We start from the raw sequence: 18,269 nt of genomic DNA, 5'->3' as shown, positions 1-18,269 counted from the left end.
CAGTTCAGGGGAGTAAAGGACAAGGCCTTCTTTTTGTTCAGACTGGCTAAAATTTATGCTTAATCAACGAATCCCTCAGATTTTTACGTTGAGCCATATTTTGCCGTTTTTTGCGTGCTTGGAGAAAACAAAAAATCCCGATTTCGCTTGGAAATCAGGATTTTACTGTCTTTTGCTTTTCTTCAAAGTGGTGCCACCAGGAATCGAACCGGGGACACAAGGATTTTCAGTCCTTTGCTCTACCAACTGAGCTATGGCACCTTGGCTTTGCGGTGCAAAGATAGACTAAAAACTTTAATCTTCAAAACAAATAGGATGAAAATAAGAAAAATAATTTTTTTGTGAAAAAAAAGCGTTTTTCTTTTGCAGGTATTAAAATTATGTCTACCTTTGCAATCGCAAACGAAAAACAAACGTTGCAATCGGAATGTAGCGCAGTTGGTAGCGCACTACGTTCGGGACGTAGGGGTCGGGCGTTCGAGTCGCCTCATTCCGACGAAAAGCGGCAGATGATTTCTATCATTTGCCGCTTTTTCATACCACTCTCCTATATAAATAATTTAGTTATTATTTTGTGTGACATGAGATTATTTATATCTTTGCAAGTGATTGGATGAAAAAGGTGGAGGGGCGATTAAGCTCCTTTTTTTGTTCTTAATAGTTAATACATGATAGATAAAAACGTTGTAGCTCGGATTGTAGAGGAATGGCTGAAAGATAAGAGCTATTTCTTGGTTGATGTAAATGTAAGTCCGGATGACAAAATTGTAGTGGAAATAGACCATGCAGAGGGCGTATGGATTGACGACTGTGTGGAGTTAAGTCGTTACATTGAGTCTAAATTAAGCCGTGAAGAAGAGGATTATGAATTGGAAGTCGGTTCCGCGGGAATCGGTCAGCCATTTAAGGTTTTGCAGCAATATCTGGCACATGTAGGCTGTGATGTGGAGGTGATGGATAAGACCGGGAAAAAATGGACCGGGGTTCTGGCTGATGCGAATGAAGAAAACTTCACAATTACAATAGAAGTTAAGATAAAGCCTGAAGGAGCCAAGCGTCCGAAGCTGGTGGAACAGAATGTAACCTTTACGTATGATGAGATAAAATACACCAAATACTTAATTAGCTTTAAATAATTATGGCCAAAAAAGAAGAAACAGTCAGCTTGATTGACACATTCTCGGAGTTTAAGGAGTTGAAGAATATTGATCGCACCACAATGGTAAGCGTGTTGGAAGAGTCATTCCGCAGTGTGATTGCGAAAATGTTCGGTACAGATGAGAATTATGATGTGATTGTAAATCCAGATAAGGGGGACTTTGAAATCTGGCGTAACCGTGAAGTTGTAGCGGATGAGGAGCTGACTAATCCGAACCTGCAGATTGCATTGTCGGAGGCTCGTAAAATAGATGCATCGTATGAAGTGGGAGAGGAAGTGACTGACGAAGTGATTTTTGAGAAATTCGGTCGTCGTGCGATTCTTAACCTCCGTCAGACATTGGCTTCGAAAATCCTGGAACTGGAAAAAGACAGTTTGTACAACAAATATATTGATAAAGTAGGTACTGTGGTTAGTGCTGAAGTTTATCAGATTTGGAAGAAAGAAATTTTACTTCTGGATGATGAAGGCAACGAACTGCTGCTGCCGAAGACAGAGCAGATTCCAAGCGACTTCTATCGGAAGGGAGAGACTGCTCGTGCGGTAGTGGCTCGCGTGGATAATAAAAATAATAACCCTAAGATTATTTTGAGCCGTACTTCACCAGTTTTCTTACAGCGCTTGTTTGAACAGGAAGTTCCTGAAATTAATGATGGGCTGATTACTATTAAGAAGATTGCTCGTATCCCGGGAGAACGTGCTAAGATTGCGGTGGAATCGTATGATGAGCGTATTGATCCGGTTGGTGCCTGTGTGGGCGTGAAGGGTTCTCGTATCCATGGAATTGTACGCGAATTGCGTAATGAGAATATTGATGTGATTAATTATACGTCTAATATCCAGCTGTTTATTCAGCGTGCTTTGAGCCCTGCAAAAGTTTCATCTATTGTTATGCATGAAGATGAAAAGAGGGCTGAGGTATATTTGAAACCGGAAGAGGTATCATTAGCCATCGGTAAAGGCGGATTAAATATTAAGCTGGCCAGTATGTTAACTGAATATACGATTGATGTGTATCGTGAACTTGGAGAGGATGCTGCAGCTGATGAGGATATTTATTTGGATGAGTTTAAAGATGAAATAGATGAATGGGTCATCAATGCTATCAAGGGAATTGGAATTGATACCGCAAAAGGCGTATTGAATGCTCCTCGTGAAATGCTGATTGAAAAGGCAGACCTGGAAGAAAATACGGTGGACGATGTCCTGAGAATTTTAAAAGCGGAGTTTGAGGAATAATTTGCTTGCGTGAAAACAGATGGGAATGGTTTCCATTCTCGTCTGCTTATTTATGTGTGACTGATGTATTTTCCTGAACTCTATAAAATGTGATGAATTATGACTATAAGATTGAATAAAGTAACAAGAGATTTGAATGTCGGAATAACCACGGTGGTAGACTTTTTGCAGAAAAAAGGATATACGGTCGAGGCTAATCCAAATACCAAAATTACTGAAGAGCAGTATGCTGTACTGGTAAAGGAGTTCAGCAAAGACAAAGATTTGAAGATAGAGTCCGAGAAAATTATTCAGGAACGACAAAATAAGGAGCGCAACAAGGCATCTGTTTCTATTGAGGATATACATCCGGAGTTAAAAAAAACGGAGGTAATAGAAACAGTGGTTCCGGAAGATGTGCGACCTAAATTCAAGCCTGTAGGAAAAATAGACTTGGATAGTCTGAAGAGAAGGAAAAAACCGGCTGTGGTTGAGCCTGCTGAAGTTCCTGTAGTACAGGAAGGGCCAGCTAAGCCAGAATCTGAGAATAAGAAGCCTGAAGTGGAGAAGGTGGAAACGAAGACAGAAGAACCTGCTCTGCAGCAGCTTCAGATAGTAGAGAAAGAAGAAACGAAACAGCCGGAGATGAAGGCAGAAGAATTGAAACCAGAGCCGATGGAAGAAGGAAAAAAGCAACAGTCCGTTCAGGAGAATAAAGAAGACGAAGTGTTTAAGATTCGTCCAACAGAATTTAAGTCAAAAATAAATGTAGTAGGTCAAATTGATTTGGCTGCATTGAATCAGTCAACTCGTCCGAAAAAGAAATCAAAAGAAGAAAAGAAAAAGGAGAGAGAAGAGAAGGATAAGCAGCGTCAGGAACAGCGCAAGCAGATGAAAGATGCCATTATTAAGGAAATCCGGAAAAGTGATGACAAATCAGATAAAGGGGCATTGAATGATGAGGCTTCTAAAAAGAAAAAACGCAATAGAATAAATAAGGAGCGGGTTGATATTAGCAATGCTGCGACTAATACAGGTAATGTTTCTCGGAATGAAAAGTCCGGAAAGGGCAATCAAGCCCAAAATCAAGGTGGAAAACATAATAAGGACCGTTTTAAGAAACCTGTAGTGAAACAGGAGGTAAGTGATGAGGATGTAGCAAAACAGGTGAAGGAAACGCTTGCCCGACTGACTAATAAAGGAAAGAACAAGGCTGCCAAGTATCGTAAGGAGAAACGTGAGAATATCCAGAACCGCCAGCTGGAACAGGAAGAACTGGAACAGGAAGAAAGCAAGGTTTTGAAACTGACGGAATTCGTGACGGCCAACGAACTGGCTAACATGATGGACGTACCCGTTACGCAAGTTATCTCTACTTGTATGAGCGTGGGTATCATGGTGTCTATCAACCAGCGTTTGGATGCGGAAACTATCAACCTGGTAGCTGAAGAGTTTGGATTTAAAACAGAATATGTGAGTGCCGAAGTGGCACAGGCTGTAGAAGAAGAGGCCGATGCAGAAGAAGATTTGCAGCCGCGTGCACCGATTGTGACGGTGATGGGACATGTAGACCACGGTAAGACTTCTTTGCTGGACTACATCCGTAAGGCGAATGTGATTGCCGGTGAAGCCGGTGGTATTACCCAGCATATTGGTGCCTATAATGTGAAACTGGAAGACGGACGTCGTATCACCTTCTTGGATACGCCGGGACACGAAGCCTTTACAGCCATGCGTGCCCGTGGTGCGAAAGTGACTGACGTGGTGATCATTATCGTAGCTGCCGATGACAACGTGATGCCGCAGACTAAAGAGGCCATCAACCATGCCATGGCAGCAGGTGTACCTATCGTGTTTGCCATCAATAAGATTGATAAACCGAATGCCAATCCGGACCGAATCAAGGAAGAATTGGCTGCCATGAACTTCCTGGTGGAAGAATGGGGCGGAAAATACCAGTCACAGGATATCTCGGCAAAGAAGGGTACGGGTGTACACGAATTGCTGGAAAAAGTGTTACTGGAAGCCGAAATGCTGGATTTGAAAGCTAATCCGAACCGGAAGGCTACAGGTTCCATTATTGAATCTTCTTTGGATAAAGGACGTGGCTATGTGGCTACAGTTCTGGTTTCCAACGGAACATTGCATGTAGGTGACATTGTGCTGGCCGGAACTTCATACGGCAAGGTCAAGGCGATGTTCAACGAACGTAACCAGCGAATGAAAGAAGCCGGTCCTTCTGAACCGGTACTGATTCTGGGATTGAACGGTGCGCCGGCTGCGGGTGATACATTCCATGTACTGGATACAGAACAGGAAGCTCGTGAAATTGCCAACAAGCGTGAACAGCTGCAGCGTGAACAGGGCTTGCGTACCCAGAAGATGCTGACCCTTGACGAAGTGGGCCGCCGTCTGGCACTGGGTGACTTCCACGAACTGAATGTCATCGTGAAAGGTGACGTGGACGGTTCTGTAGAAGCCTTGAGCGATTCGTTGATTAAGTTGTCCACTGAACAGATTCAAGTAAATGTCATCCATAAGGGAGTGGGACAGATTTCCGAGTCGGATGTGTCACTGGCTGCCGCTTCCAATGCCATTATCGTAGGTTTCCAGGTTCGTCCGTCAGGAAACGCCGCGAAACTGGCTGAACAGGAAGGTGTGGATATCCGCAAGTATTCTATTATTTACGATGCGATTGAAGAAGTGAAATCGGCCATGGAAGGTATGCTGGCGCCGACTTTGAAGGAACAGGTGACTGCTACCATCGAAGTACGCGAAGTGTTCAACATCAGCAAGGTGGGTATGGTAGCCGGTGCGGTAGTAAAGACCGGAAAGGTGAAACGTACCGACAAGGCTCGTCTGATTCGCGACGGTATCGTCATCTTTACGGGTTCAATCAATGCCTTGAAACGTTTCAAGGACGATGTGAAGGAAGTGGGTACTAACTTTGAATGTGGTATCAGCCTGACGAACTGCAACGACCTGAAGGTTGGTGATGTGATTGAAACATACGAAGAAATAGAAGTAAAGCAGACATTGTAAGGACGTAGAGTCTGACCATTGTTTGGGTGCAAATAAATACATTTGTCATTCAGAGCAAAGCGAAGAATCTTGTATTCACCCATCAGATATGGGAACAAGTTCTTCGCTTTGTCTTTTTTTAATTTATAAATAATGGATGGAAACACTTGACTGGATAATTGTGGTTGTGTTGGCTTTAGGGGCTATCTCTGGTTTTCTGAAGGGTTTTTTAAAACAGTTGGCTTCTATTATAGGCTTGGTAGCTGGTTTGCTGGTTGCGCGTGCTTTATTTGCTGCAGTAGGAGAGCAGCTGGCGGTGAAGGTAGGAACATCCGTGACTTTTGGGCAGATATTGGCTTTTCTATTAATCGGTTTAGTAGTACCATTAGGTTTGTCTATTTTAGCTTCGGCTTTGACAAAAATCGTGGATATGGTCAGCTTAGGTTTTATCAACCGTTGGTTAGGAGCGGGATTGGGAACCATCAAATATGCCTTGATGATTAGTGTTGTAATTCATTTTATTGATTTTGTAGACTCTAAAGATAACTTAATATATTCAACCACTAAAAGTGATTCTTTGTTATATTATCCGATGAAGAAATTCTCTGGAGTTTTTTATCCGGCAGTAAAGACTGTAACAGAAGAAATTATAGAAACAGATAATAATCAGATTTAATATGCAATTAGAACCCAACAAATATGTGAAGGAACTGACGCAGGAGAAGTATAAATATGGCTTCACCACGGATGTTCATACAGATATCATAGAGAAGGGACTGAATGAGGAGGTCGTACGGTTGATTTCTTCCAAGAAGGGAGAGCCCGACTGGTTGCTTGAGTTCCGCTTGAAGGCGTTCCGTTATTGGCAGACATTGGAGATGCCTACATGGGCGCATTTGAATATTCCAGAAATAGATTATCAGGCTATTTCATATTATGCAGATCCAACGAAGAAGAAAGATGGACCGAAGAGTTTGGATGAGGTGGATCCGGAATTGTTGAAAACATTTGACAAGCTGGGTATTCCTTTGGAAGAACGTATGGCGTTGAGCGGCATGGCGGTGGATGCTGTCATGGACTCAGTGTCTGTAAAGACAACCTTCAAGGAGACATTGATGGAGAAAGGTATTATCTTCTGTTCCATCAGTGAGGCAGTACGCGAACATCCGGATTTGGTGAAGAAATATCTGGGCTCAGTGGTGGGTTACCGGGATAATTTCTTTGCGGCATTGAATTCGGCGGTGTTCAGCGACGGATCATTTGTGTACATCCCGAAAGGGGTACGTTGTCCGATGGAGCTGTCCACTTATTTCCGTATCAATGCAGCCAATACGGGGCAGTTTGAACGCACCCTGATTGTGGCCGACGATGACAGTTACGTGTCCTATCTGGAAGGCTGTACGGCGCCAATGCGTGACGAGAACCAGCTCCATGCCGCTATCGTGGAGATTGTGGTACTCGACCGTGCGGAAGTAAAATATTCTACGGTGCAGAACTGGTATCCGGGTGATGCGGAAGGCAAGGGAGGCGTGTACAACTTTGTGACCAAACGAGGTAATTGCAAAGGGGTAGACAGCAAGCTGTCTTGGACGCAGGTGGAAACGGGTTCTGCCATTACGTGGAAATATCCGAGCTGTATCTTGAGCGGGGATAATTCTACGGCAGAATTTTATTCCGTGGCCGTAACCAACAACTATCAGCAGGCCGATACGGGTACCAAGATGATTCACTTGGGCAAGAATACCCGTTCTACCATTGTGAGCAAGGGTATCAGTGCAGGAAAGAGTCAGAACTCTTACCGTGGTCTGGTGCGTGTGGCCGAAAAGGCAGACAATGCCCGAAACTACAGTCAGTGTGATTCTTTGCTGCTGGGAAGTCAGTGCGGGGCGCATACTTTCCCTTATATGGATATTCATAATGAGACGGCAGTAGTGGAGCATGAGGCTACCACTTCCAAAATTTCGGAAGACCAGATTTTCTATTGTAATCAGCGAGGAATCTCTACCGAAGATGCCGTAGGACTGATTGTGAACGGTTATGCGAAGGAAGTGCTTAACAAATTGCCGATGGAGTTTGCCGTAGAGGCGCAGAAATTGCTGTCTGTATCGTTGGAAGGCAGCGTGGGATAAATATAAAATTAAAGTATTATGTTAGAGATAAAGAATTTACATGCCAGCATCAATGGCAAAGAGATATTGAAAGGAATTAACCTGACCGTAAAGTCGGGTGAGGTTCATGCGATTATGGGACCGAACGGTTCAGGAAAGAGTACGTTGAGCAATGTCTTGGTGGGACATCCAGCTTATGAAGTGACAAAAGGTTCGGTAACCTTCGACGGTAAGGATTTGTTGGCTTTGAGCCCGGCCGACCGTAGCCACGAGGGATTGTTTCTGTCCTTCCAGTATCCGGTGGAAATTCCGGGCGTAAGCATGGTAAATTTCATGCGTGCGGCTGTCAACGAACAGCGGAAATATAAAGGACTGCCGGCACTGACTGCCAGTGAGTTCTTGAAGTTGATGCGTCAGAAAAGAGAAATCGTGGAACTGGACAGCAAGCTGGCCAACCGTTCCGTGAATGAAGGTTTCTCAGGTGGAGAAAAGAAACGGAATGAGATTTTCCAAATGGCTATGCTGGAACCGAAATTGAGCATTTTGGATGAGACAGACTCTGGATTGGACATCGATGCCTTACGAATTGTGGCCGAAGGAGTGAACAAGTTGAAAACACCAGAAACCAGCTGCATCGTGATTACACATTATCAGCGTCTGCTCGACTACATCAAGCCGGATATTGTACACGTGCTTTACAAAGGCCGTATCGTGAAAACAGCTGGTCCTGAGTTGGCACTGGAACTGGAAGAAAAAGGTTACGATTGGATTAAGAAAGAACTGGGAGAATAAGCATGAAAGCAGAACAGCAATACATAGACCTTTTCACGCAGTGCGAGGCGATGATTTGTCGGCAGAGTGCGGAGGTGCTGAATGCGCCTCGTGCCAAAGCTTTCGCTGACTTTGAACAGCTGGGCTTTCCCACTCGCAAGCAGGAAAAGTATAAATACACGGAGGTGGGCAAGTATTTTGCCCCGAATTATGGACTGAACCTGAACCGGTTGGAGATTCCGGTCAATCCGTATGAAGTGTTCAAGTGTGATGTGCCCAACATGAGCACGTCGCTCTATTTTGTGGTGAACGATGCGTTTGACAAGCATGTGCATCCTTCGGCTCAGTTGCCGGAAGGGGTGTATTTCGGCAGCTTGAAAGACATGGCCGAACAGCATCCGGAGCTGGTAAAGAAATATTACGGAAAGCTGGCAGATACCTCGAAAGATGCGTTGGCAGCCTTCAATACGATGTTTGCCCAAGATGGGGTGTGCATGTATGTGCCGAAGAACGTTGTAATGGAACGTCCGATACAGTTAGTGAATATTCTGCGGGCAGACGTGGACTTTATGGTGAACCGCCGGGTGTTGATTATCCTGGAGGAAGGGGCACAGGCCAAGTTGCTGGTATGCGACCATGCCATGGATAACGTGAACTTCCTTTCTACCCAAGTGGTGGAGGTTTTTGCAGGAGAAAATTCGGTGTTCGACCTGTATGAACTGGAAGAAACCCATAACAGTACGGTACGCTTCAGCAACCTGTATGTACATCAGGAGGCCGGCAGCAATGTGCTGTTGAACGGGATGACGCTGCACAACGGAACAACCCGCAATACGACGGAAGTTACGTTGGCCGGAAAGGGAGCGGAAATCAACTTGTGCGGAATGGCCATTGCCGATGCGAATGAGCAGGTGGATAACAATACCTTCATCGACCACAAGGTGTCTGACTGTACCAGCAATGAGTTGTTTAAATATGTGCTTGATGACCAGGCTGTAGGCGCATTTGCTGGTAAAGTGCTGGTGCGTGAAGGTGCGCAGCATACATCTTCCCAGCAGACCAACCGGAACTTGTGTGCTACCCGTGAAGCACGGATGTACACTCAACCGCAGTTGGAGATTTATGCCGATGATGTGAAATGTTCGCACGGAGCTACGGTGGGCCAGTTGGATGAGAATGCCCTGTTCTACATGCAGCAGCGAGGCATCAGTCTGAAGGAAGCCCGCCTGTTGCTGATGTTTGCATTTGTGAATGAGGTGATTGACCATATCCGCATGGATGCATTGAAAGACCGCCTGCATCTGTTGGTAGAGAAACGCTTCCGTGGTGAACTGAACAAATGTCAGGGCTGTGCCATCTGTAAATAAAGGGACAGACGAATATAATTATATTTAAGCGAGAATTTATGCAGTACGATGTCAACAAGATAAGGGAAGATTTTCCCATCCTTTCACGGACCGTGTATGGAAAGCCGCTGATTTATCTGGACAACGGAGCCACGACCCAGAAACCTCGTTGTGTGGTGGAATCCATTACAGACGAGTATTATTCGGTGAATGCCAACGTACATCGTGGGGTGCATTTCCTTTCCCAGCAGGCTACGAACCTGCATGAGGCTTCGCGCGAGACCGTGCGTAAGTTCATTCATGCGCGTAGCACCTCGGAGATTGTCTTTACGCGTGGAACGACCGAGAGCATCAATCTGGTGGCTTCTTCCTTTGTGGACAGCCAGATGAAAGAAGGCGACGAGGTGATTGTTTCAGTCATGGAGCATCACAGCAACATCGTTTCATGGCAGCTTCAGGCAGCCCGGAAGGGGATTGTGCTGAAAGTGATTCCGATGAACGATCGTGGTGAACTGCTGTTGGATGAATACAAGAAACTTTTTTCGGAAAAGACGAAGCTGGTTTCTGTGGCGCACGTGTCGAATGTGCTGGGTACTATTAATCCGGTGAAGGAAATCATTGAGTTTGCCCATTCACAGGGAGTTCCTGTGCTAGTGGACGGTGCACAGAGTATTCCCCACATGACAGTGGATGTGCAGGCATTGGATGCTGATTTTTATGTGTTCAGCGGACATAAGGTGTATGGTCCTACGGGCATTGGGGTGCTCTATGGAAAGGAAGCGTGGTTGGAGAAACTGCCTCCTTATCAGGGAGGAGGGGAGATGATCAAGAATGTGTCGTTTGAAAAGACGACCTTTAATGAACTTCCGTTCAAGTTTGAGGCAGGTACACCAGACTATATAGGTTCTACGGCATTGGCAAAAGCATTGGATTACGTGTCGGCCATCGGCATGGACCGTATTGCGGCCTATGAGCACGAACTGACCCAGTATGCGATGAAACGCTTGAAGGAAATCCCGGGCATGCGGATTTTTGGGGAAGCGGAGCAGAAAGGTGGCGTCATTTCATTCTTGGTGGGCGATATCCATCATTTTGATATGGGCACGTTGCTCGACCGTTTGGGAATTGCCGTACGTACCGGACATCACTGTGCGGAACCGTTGATGCATAGATTAGGCATTGAAGGTACCGTACGTGCTTCTTTCGGTCTGTATAATACAAAAGAAGAAGTAGATGTCTTGGTGGCAGGCATTCAGCGTGTGAGCCAGATGTTTGCTTGAGTGAAGAACTCTTGAATGAAAAAATAAAATCTCCCGGCTGGTTTTCTTAGAAAGGAAAATCGGTCGGGAGATTTTTTTATGTGGGTCGGTTAGCGGACAGCCATCGTAGCTTTTGCCAGCCATTCTTTTTGTTCCTGAGCCAGGAATGGAGACAATGATGCGTACACTTGCTGGTGATAGCTGTTCAACCATTCCTTCTCTTCCGGGCTGAGTAATTCCGGCAAGAGCGGCTTGAGGTCAATTGGACATAAGGTGAGCGGTTCGAATTTGTAGAATTCACCAAATTCAGTAGTCTGGTCTTTGACTATCAGCATGGTATTTTCTGTACGAACTCCGTAACGTTCGGCTTTGTATATACCCGGTTCGTTGGTTACTGTCATTCCCGGAAGGAGCAGGGCCGGCATGTAGTTCATGCGGAATTGATGAGGCCCTTCGTGTACGTTGAGGAAATGCCCTACTCCATGCCCCGTTCCGTGTCCGTAGTTCATACCTGCCTTCCAGATGAACTGACGAGCCAGCACGTCTAATTGCGTGCCGCAAGTACCGTATGGGAAGTGTGCCATGGAAAGCTGGATGAATCCTTTTAAAATCAAGGTATAGTCTTTCTTTTGGTCTTCGGTTACAGGGCCCAGGGAGATGGTGCGGGTGATATCCGTGGTTCCGTCTAAGTATTGCGCTCCGCTGTCGAGCAACAAGAATCCTTCCGGTTGCAGCGTGGTGGCTGTTTCTTCTGTCGCTTCATAATGTACGATGGCTCCGTGTGCCTGATAGCCGGCAATCGTATCGAAACTGATGCCCTTGAAATCTTTCTGGGCTGCGCGGAAAGTATATAGTTTCCGGTCGATGGTGATTTCGGTTTCTTTTCCGCTCTTCACCGCCTCTTCCAGCCAGCAAAGGAAATTCACCATGGCCACACCGTCGCGGAGCATAGCTTGGTGGAAACCGGCAATTTCGGTCTCGTTCTTGATGGCTTTCATGTATAAAACCGGGGAATCATGGAGCAGAACTTTGCTGTGACGGCTGGCTGCCTGATATAGTGCATAATTGGTAGAACCGGACAGCTGCAGGTTTTCTTCTTTATATTCTTCCAGGTCTTTGGCCACGTGGAAGTAGTCTTTGACCTGAATTTGATTTTCAGTCAGGTAGCGACGCGTCTCTGCTGTCAGCTTATCAGGATGAATATAGAGGGTGGCGGAAACAGACGTAATCAGGAGATAGCTGACGAAAACCGGGTTGCAGTGTACGTCCGTACCTCTCATGTTCAAGACCCAGGCAATTTCATCCAAGGCTGAAATCAACAGACCTTTTGCTCCATTTCCTTTCAGTACTTGTCTTATTCGTTCGATTTTATGCCCGCATGGTTCACCGCTGTATTCCAGAGGAAGAATAAAAGGAGGGTCGAGGGGTAGGGAAGGACGGTCTTTCCATAACGTATGGAACGGGTCGTCCACGGTTACCAGTTCCAGCCCATATGATTGAAGAGCCTGCTTTAGCTGCATGGCTTCGGAAATGCTGTTGACCCATCCGTCAATACCGACTTTGTCGCCTGCTTTCAATACACTTCCCAGCCATTCGGCGATGGAAGGTGTTTCCGGCAGCCGGTCTTTAAATAAGGTAAGACCGCTTCCTTGAAGTTGGTCGGCCGCTTGTAGAAAATAACGGGAATCAGTCCACAATCCGCCGCCAGAGAGGGTGATGACTGCAGTACCGGCGGAACCTGTGAATCCGGATATCCATTTTCGGCTTTCCCAATGCGCCGGCACATACTCGCCCGAATGAGGGTCAGTGCTGGGGACAATAAAGGCAGAGATTCCTTTCGTAACCATTTGTTTGCGTAAAGCATCAATTCTTTCAGCTATAAGATTCATGGTGTAAATGAATTAAATAAAAAGTATAAACCTATCAAGCAAAAATAATAAATCTGTCAGAAAGGGCCGCTTCAGTGCGTTCTTATCTTTGATTTTTGAATAAAATATACTGGAAAGTTTTGTAAATAAAGAAAGTATGTGTAATTTTGCGCCGCAAATTGACTGCGGAATAATTTAATAACAACATACTTAATTTTAAAAACATGATTGTAGTACCAGTAAAAGAAGGCGAAAACATTGAAAAAGCGCTGAAGAAATTCAAAAGAAAATTTGAAAAAACAGGTGTTGTAAAAGAACTGAGAAGCAGACAGCAGTATGACAAACCGTCTGTTTTGAAGAGACTTAAAATGGAACGTGCGATTTACGTTCAGAAAATGCATCAGAACGAAGATTAATAATTTCACGAAACACTTGAATTATTGAATTCTTTTTCATAAATTCGTTGCTGAGAATAAAAGCGATGTTTCTATGTGGAAAGATTCTTTTCTGAAGTGTCTTCTTTTCGAAAGGAACTATTCGGAGAAAACGATTATAAGTTACGGAACCGATTTGGATGAATTTGAGGAATATTTCAAAGGGGTGGATGAGGAACTTGATTTTACGAAAGTGGATGCCGATTTAATCCGTGGATGGGTACTCTCATTAATGGAAGAAGGTTGTGCAGAAACAACGGTGAATCGGAAGCTGAGTTCGCTCCGGTCATTTTATCGCTATTTGTTGCGCCAAAAGGCGGTAGCAGTGGACCCGGCTGCAAAAGTGGTAGGTCCGAAGAAAAAGAAACCATTGCCGGTTTTCTTGAGGGATGAAGATATGGATTCGTTGCTTGAAGACAACGGCTTTGCGCAGACCTTTGAAGGGGTTCGTGACAGGACGATGTTGGAGGTGTTTTATTCAACAGGTATTCGTCGGGCGGAGTTGATTGCTTTAAAGGATGCGGATATAGATTTTTCTTCCTCGGTGATAAAGGTGACGGGGAAAAGAAATAAACAACGGCTGATTCCTTTTGGAACTAGGCTGAAAGAGGTGCTGGAGTCTTATTTGGCAGAAAGAAATCGTTTTTATGCAGGGGAATGTGAGGCGTTTTTTATCCGAAAGCAAGGGATACCTTTGTCTCCATCGTCTGTAAACTATATTGTGAAGCGATACCTGTCGAAGGTGGTGACCCTAAAGAAGAAAAGCCCACATGTGCTGAGGCATACTTTCGCAACCACGATGCTAAATCATCATGCAGAACTGGAAGCTGTGAAAGAGTTGCTGGGACATGAAAGCTTGACTACTACAGAGGTGTACACGCATACCACCTTTGAGGAGTTAAAACAAGTTTATGAACAAGCTCATCCTAGAGCGTAAAGAAAAGGAGGTTTTTATGGAAGTAAGAATTCAATCCATTCATTTCGATGCATCTGAAAAATTGGAGGCCTTTATTCAGAAAAAGGCTGAGAAGCTCGAGAAGTTTTGTGACAATATAAAGAAAGTAGAGGTGTCTTTGAAAGTAGTGAAACCTGAGACGGCGATGAATAAGGAAGCTGGTGTGCGTATTTTAGCACTTAATTCAGAGTTTTATGCAGAAAAAGTAAGTGATACATTCGAAGAATCAATAGACGTGTGCATGGATGCACTGTCTAAGCAACTGCTGAAAGCCAAAGAAAAACTTCAGGGAAAGTAAAAAAGTTGCGTAAAAGTTTTGTGATTAAAAAATAATATCTAACTTTGCAGCCGCTAAGTCGTGGAAAATAAAGCGGCTGCAAAGTTTTTTAAATCTCGCCTCTTTAGCTCAGTTGGCCAGAGCACGTGATTTGTAATCTCGGGGTCGTTGGTTCGAATCCGACAAGAGGCTCGAAGAAAAAGAGGTGGTGTTAACCATCTAATTTGAGAGTGGGGCAAATACCAGAGTGGCCAAATGGGGCAGACTGTAAATCTGCTGGCTTACGCCTTCGGTGGTTCGAATCCATCTTTGCCCACTTGATTTGCGGAAGTAGCTCAGTTGATAGAGCATTAGCCTTCCAAGCTGAGGGTCGCGGGTTTGAGTCCCGTCTTCCGCTCTCTTTTCTTCTTTTGCTGTTATAGCTCAGCGGTAGAGCACTTCCTTGGTAAGGAAGAGGTCCCGGGTTCAAGTCCCGGTAACAGCTCGTGAAATTGTAAAGCTGATTATTAATCAAAATAAATAAGTAAAGCTATGGCTAAAGAGAAATTTGAACGCACCAAACCGCATGTGAACATTGGTACGATTGGTCATGTTGACCACGGTAAAACAACTTTGACTGCTGCTATTACTAAAGTATTGGCAGAAAGAGGTTTCACTAAAGCTGACGAAATCAAGTCTTTCGATCAGATTGATAACGCTCCGGAAGAAAAGGAACGTGGTATTACCATCAATACTTCTCACGTAGAGTATGAAACTGCAAATCGTCACTATGCTCACGTTGACTGTCCGGGACACGCTGACTATGTAAAGAACATGGTTACTGGTGCTGCTCAGATGGATGGTGCGATCATCGTAGTTGCTGCAACTGATGGTCCGATGCCTCAGACTCGTGAACACATCCTGTTGGCTCGTCAGGTAAACGTACCGCGCTTGGTTGTATTCTTGAACAAGTGTGATATGGTTGACGATGAAGAAATGTTGGAACTGGTTGAAATGGAAATGCGTGAATTGCTGTCATTCTATGATTTCGACGGTGACAATACTCCTATCATCCGTGGTTCTGCACTGGGTGCATTGAACGGTGTGAAAGAATGGGAAGATAAGATTATCGAACTGATGGATGCAGTTGACAACTGGATTCCTCTGCCTCCGCGTGATGTAGATAAACCTTTCTTGATGCCGGTTGAAGACGTATTCTCAATCACAGGTCGTGGTACTGTAGCAACAGGACGTATCGAAGCTGGTCGCGTAAAAGTTGGTGATGAAGTTGAAATCCTGGGTCTTGGTGAAGATAAGAAATCAGTTGTAACTGGTGTTGAAATGTTCCGTAAGATTTTGGATGAAGGTGAAGCTGGTGATAACGTAGGTTTGCTGCTTCGTGGTATCGACAAGAACGAAATCAAACGTGGTATGATTCTGTGTCACCCGGGTCAGGTTAAAGCTCACTCTAAATTCAAAGCTGAGGTTTATATCTTGAAGAAAGAAGAAGGTGGTCGTCACACTCCGTTCCACAACAAATATCGTCCTCAGTTCTATCTGCGTACTATGGACTGTACAGGTGAAATTACTTTGCCGGAAGGTACAGATATGGTAATGCCGGGTGATAACGTAACAATCACTGTAGAATTGATTTACCCGGTTGCATTGAACGTAGGTCTGCGCTTCGCTATTCGTGAAGGTGGTCGTACAGTAGGTGCTGGTCAGATTACTGAACTTCTCGACTAATACAATCTCTGAATAAATATTTAATAGTTCCCGGAGTTATTCGGGAACTATTTTTACGGGAATAGCTCAGTTGGTAGAGCATCGGTCTCCAAAACCGAGTGTCGGGAGTTCGAGTCTCTCTTCCCGTGCCAAAATTAAAGGAATATGTTTAAGAAGATAACGAATTATTGTAAGGAATCTTACGACGAACTAGTCCATAAAGTATCGTGGCCTACTCGTTCAGAACTTTCTAGCAGTGCAGTGGTTGTTTTAACTGCTTCCCTCCTCATTGCACTCGTCGTTTTTCTAATGGATTCTGCCTTCCAGTTCATCATGGAAGATGTTATCTATCCGCACTAATAAACAGTAAAAAGAATGTCTGAGATTGAAAAGAAATGGTACGTATTGCGTGCCGTAAGTGGAAAAGAAAGCAAGGTAAAAGAATATCTTGATGCGGACATCAAGCACGGTAACCTTGGCGATTATGTGTCTCAGGTGTTGATTCCTACCGAAAAAACATATCAGGTGCGCAATGGTAAGAAAATCGTAAAAGAGAGAACTTACCTTCCTGGTTATGTGCTGGTGGAAGCTGCTTTGGTCGGTGAGGTGGCTCATCATTTGAGAAATACCCCGAACGTAATCGGTTTCCTAGGAGGAATGGATCATCCAGTTCCTCTAAGACAGTCGGAAGTGAATCGTATTCTGGGTACGGTGGATGAACTTCAAGAGTGTGGTGAGGATTTGAATATCCCTTACACCGTTGGAGAAACAGTGAAAGTTAGCGTGGGACCGTTCAGCGGATTCAGTGGACTCATTGAAGAAGTGAATGCGGAAAAACGTAAACTGAAAGTAATGGTCAAAATATTCGGACGGAAGACCCCGTTGGAATTAGGCTTTACGGATGTGGAAAAGGAATAATGCATTTTGTTACGTGCAGTTATTCTATTCGTTAAATACTTATATAAAAATTACAAAAGAAAATGGCTAAAGAAGTTGCTGGACTAATCAAATTACAGATTAAAGGAGGCGCTGCAAATCCATCACCTCCCGTTGGACCTGCTCTGGGTTCTAAGGGTATTAATATCATGGAATTTTGCAAGCAATTCAACGCCAGAACCCAGGACAAGGCAGGTAAGGTATTACCTGTAATCATTACCTACTACACAGACAAGTCTTTTGATTTCGTAATCAAAACTCCTCCTGTAGCTATTCAGTTGCTTGAGGCTGCCAAAATCAAGAGTGGATCTGCTGAACCGAACCGTAAGAAAGTGGCTGAACTGACTTGGGATCAGATTCGTGCAATCGCTCAGGATAAAATGGTTGACTTGAACTGCTTTACTATCGAATCTGCTATGTCAATGGTAGCAGGAACAGCTAGAAGTATGGGTATCGCTGTAAAAGGTGACTTCCCGGGTAATAACTAATTAACTTCAATTGATAATGGGTAAACTGACAAAAAATCAAAAGTTGGCTGCAGAAAAGATTGAAGCAGGGAAAGCATACTCACTGAAGGAAGCTTCTGAACTGGTAAAAGAAATTACTTTCACTAAGTTTGATGCTTCATTAGATATTGACGTACGTTTAGGTGTAGACCCTCGTAAGGCTAACCAGATGGTAAGAGGTGTGGTATCTCTTCCTCATGGTACAGGTAAGCAGGTACGTGTGCTTGTTCTGTGTACACCGGATGCTGAAGCTGCTGCAAAAGAAGCTGGTGCTGACTATGTTGGTCTTGATGAATATATTGAAAAGATCAAAGGTGGATGGACTGATATTGATGTAATCATCACTATGCCGTCTATCATGGGTAAGATTGGTGCGCTGGGTCGTGTGCTCGGTCCTCGTGGATTGATGCCGAACCCAAAGAGCGGTACTGTAACTATGGATGTAGCTAAAGCTGTTAAGGAAGTTAAGCAAGGTAAGATTGACTTTAAGGTTGATAAGAGCGGTATCGTTCATACTTCAATCGGTAAGGTGTCTTTCACTGCTGACCAGATCCGTGAAAATGCGAAAGAATTTATCGCTACTATCATCAAACTGAAACCGACCACAGCTAAAGGTACTTATATTAAGAGTATTTATCTTTCAAGTACTATGAGTAAGGGTATCAAGATTGACCCGAAATCAGTAGACGAAATCTAATAATTAAGGA

At 44.5% G+C, this 18,269-nt stretch carries 17 protein-coding genes and 7 tRNA genes; 22 read left to right on the top strand and 2 right to left on the bottom strand.

Features of this window, described 5'->3' with window-relative positions; genetic code table 11:
* Positions 1 to 188 precede the first annotated feature (188 nt).
* Positions 189 to 261, bottom strand: a tRNA-Phe gene (locus OCV81_RS14260).
* Positions 262 to 423: 162 nt separating this feature from the next.
* Between OCV81_RS14260 and OCV81_RS14255 the strand changes: the two genes are divergently transcribed.
* The 9 genes from OCV81_RS14255 (at position 424) to OCV81_RS14215 (ending at position 10,903) form a co-directional block, all read left to right on the top strand.
* Positions 424 to 496: transfer RNA gene (locus OCV81_RS14255), tRNA-Pro, on the top strand.
* A 172-nt stretch (positions 497 to 668) separates the two neighbouring features.
* Positions 669 to 1,136 (top strand): ribosome assembly cofactor RimP, encoded by a 468-nt coding sequence (gene rimP / locus OCV81_RS14250; protein ID WP_022353302.1) that lies wholly within the window; start codon positions 669 to 671, stop codon positions 1,134 to 1,136.
* Between the two features lie 2 nt (positions 1,137 to 1,138).
* Positions 1,139 to 2,398, top strand: coding sequence for a transcription termination factor NusA (gene nusA / locus OCV81_RS14245; protein ID WP_022353303.1), 1,260 nt, complete (start codon positions 1,139 to 1,141; stop codon positions 2,396 to 2,398).
* A 99-nt stretch (positions 2,399 to 2,497) separates the two neighbouring features.
* A complete protein-coding gene (infB, locus tag OCV81_RS14240) occupies positions 2,498 to 5,419 on the top strand; it encodes a translation initiation factor IF-2 (protein WP_148330639.1) in 2,922 nt (973 codons plus the stop codon).
* Between the two features lie 136 nt (positions 5,420 to 5,555).
* Positions 5,556 to 6,074, top strand: coding sequence for a CvpA family protein (locus tag OCV81_RS14235; RefSeq protein WP_022353305.1), 519 nt, complete (start codon positions 5,556 to 5,558; stop codon positions 6,072 to 6,074).
* A gap of 1 nt (position 6,075) precedes the next feature.
* Positions 6,076 to 7,527 (top strand): Fe-S cluster assembly protein SufB, encoded by a 1,452-nt coding sequence (sufB, locus tag OCV81_RS14230; RefSeq protein ID WP_022353306.1) that lies wholly within the window; start codon positions 6,076 to 6,078, stop codon positions 7,525 to 7,527.
* 18 nt (positions 7,528 to 7,545) lie between these two features.
* Positions 7,546 to 8,298, top strand: a complete 753-nt coding sequence (sufC, locus tag OCV81_RS14225) for a Fe-S cluster assembly ATPase SufC (protein WP_022353307.1) — start codon at positions 7,546 to 7,548, stop codon at positions 8,296 to 8,298.
* 2 nt (positions 8,299 to 8,300) lie between these two features.
* On the top strand, positions 8,301 to 9,644 hold the full coding sequence (sufD, locus tag OCV81_RS14220) for a Fe-S cluster assembly protein SufD (protein WP_148330638.1): 1,344 nt from the start codon (positions 8,301 to 8,303) through the stop codon (positions 9,642 to 9,644).
* 38 nt (positions 9,645 to 9,682) lie between these two features.
* Positions 9,683 to 10,903 (top strand): aminotransferase class V-fold PLP-dependent enzyme, encoded by a 1,221-nt coding sequence (locus OCV81_RS14215; RefSeq protein WP_148330637.1) that lies wholly within the window; start codon positions 9,683 to 9,685, stop codon positions 10,901 to 10,903.
* Positions 10,904 to 10,992: 89 nt separating this feature from the next.
* On the opposite strand, the gene OCV81_RS14210 is transcribed toward OCV81_RS14215, so the two are convergent.
* A complete protein-coding gene (locus OCV81_RS14210; RefSeq protein WP_148330636.1) occupies positions 10,993 to 12,771 on the bottom strand; it encodes an aminopeptidase P family protein in 1,779 nt (592 codons plus the stop codon).
* Between the two features lie 203 nt (positions 12,772 to 12,974).
* Here OCV81_RS14210 and rpsU point away from each other — a divergent pair, with 203 nt between their 5' ends.
* The 13 genes from rpsU (at position 12,975) to rplA (ending at position 18,259) form a co-directional block, all read left to right on the top strand.
* On the top strand, positions 12,975 to 13,166 hold the full coding sequence (gene rpsU, locus OCV81_RS14205; protein ID WP_022353311.1) for a 30S ribosomal protein S21: 192 nt from the start codon (positions 12,975 to 12,977) through the stop codon (positions 13,164 to 13,166).
* 73 nt (positions 13,167 to 13,239) lie between these two features.
* Positions 13,240 to 14,121: a tyrosine-type recombinase/integrase gene (locus OCV81_RS14200; protein ID WP_148330635.1), complete on the top strand. Its 882-nt coding sequence runs from the start codon at positions 13,240 to 13,242 to the stop codon at positions 14,119 to 14,121.
* A 16-nt stretch (positions 14,122 to 14,137) separates the two neighbouring features.
* Entirely contained in the window at positions 14,138 to 14,437 is a 300-nt protein-coding gene (gene hpf, locus OCV81_RS14195) for a ribosome hibernation-promoting factor, HPF/YfiA family (protein WP_148330640.1), read from the top strand.
* Positions 14,438 to 14,534: 97 nt separating this feature from the next.
* Positions 14,535 to 14,608, top strand: a tRNA-Thr gene (locus OCV81_RS14190).
* A gap of 41 nt (positions 14,609 to 14,649) precedes the next feature.
* A tRNA-Tyr gene (locus OCV81_RS14185) sits at positions 14,650 to 14,732 on the top strand.
* Between the two features lie 8 nt (positions 14,733 to 14,740).
* Positions 14,741 to 14,813: transfer RNA gene (locus OCV81_RS14180), tRNA-Gly, on the top strand.
* Between the two features lie 15 nt (positions 14,814 to 14,828).
* Positions 14,829 to 14,900, top strand: a tRNA-Thr gene (locus OCV81_RS14175).
* A gap of 47 nt (positions 14,901 to 14,947) precedes the next feature.
* Positions 14,948 to 16,141 (top strand): elongation factor Tu, encoded by a 1,194-nt coding sequence (tuf, locus tag OCV81_RS14170; RefSeq protein ID WP_072541480.1) that lies wholly within the window; start codon positions 14,948 to 14,950, stop codon positions 16,139 to 16,141.
* Between the two features lie 55 nt (positions 16,142 to 16,196).
* Positions 16,197 to 16,272, top strand: a tRNA-Trp gene (locus OCV81_RS14165).
* A 13-nt stretch (positions 16,273 to 16,285) separates the two neighbouring features.
* Complete coding sequence (secE, locus tag OCV81_RS14160) at positions 16,286 to 16,480, top strand: preprotein translocase subunit SecE (protein ID WP_072541481.1); 195 nt, start codon at positions 16,286 to 16,288, stop codon at positions 16,478 to 16,480.
* Positions 16,481 to 16,495: 15 nt separating this feature from the next.
* Positions 16,496 to 17,038, top strand: coding sequence for a transcription termination/antitermination protein NusG (nusG, locus tag OCV81_RS14155; RefSeq protein WP_148330634.1), 543 nt, complete (start codon positions 16,496 to 16,498; stop codon positions 17,036 to 17,038).
* A 62-nt stretch (positions 17,039 to 17,100) separates the two neighbouring features.
* Complete coding sequence (gene rplK / locus OCV81_RS14150) at positions 17,101 to 17,544, top strand: 50S ribosomal protein L11 (RefSeq protein WP_007564157.1); 444 nt, start codon at positions 17,101 to 17,103, stop codon at positions 17,542 to 17,544.
* 16 nt (positions 17,545 to 17,560) lie between these two features.
* The gene (gene rplA / locus OCV81_RS14145) at positions 17,561 to 18,259 is read left to right on the top strand and encodes a 50S ribosomal protein L1 (protein ID WP_072541483.1); all 699 of its coding nucleotides are present in this window, start codon (positions 17,561 to 17,563) and stop codon (positions 18,257 to 18,259) included.
* Positions 18,260 to 18,269 lie beyond the last annotated feature (10 nt).

The organism is Phocaeicola fibrisolvens, assembly GCF_025567125.1.
GTDB lineage: Bacteria > Bacteroidota > Bacteroidia > Bacteroidales > Bacteroidaceae > Phocaeicola > Phocaeicola fibrisolvens.
This window is presented reverse-complemented; position numbering and strand designations above follow the sequence as displayed.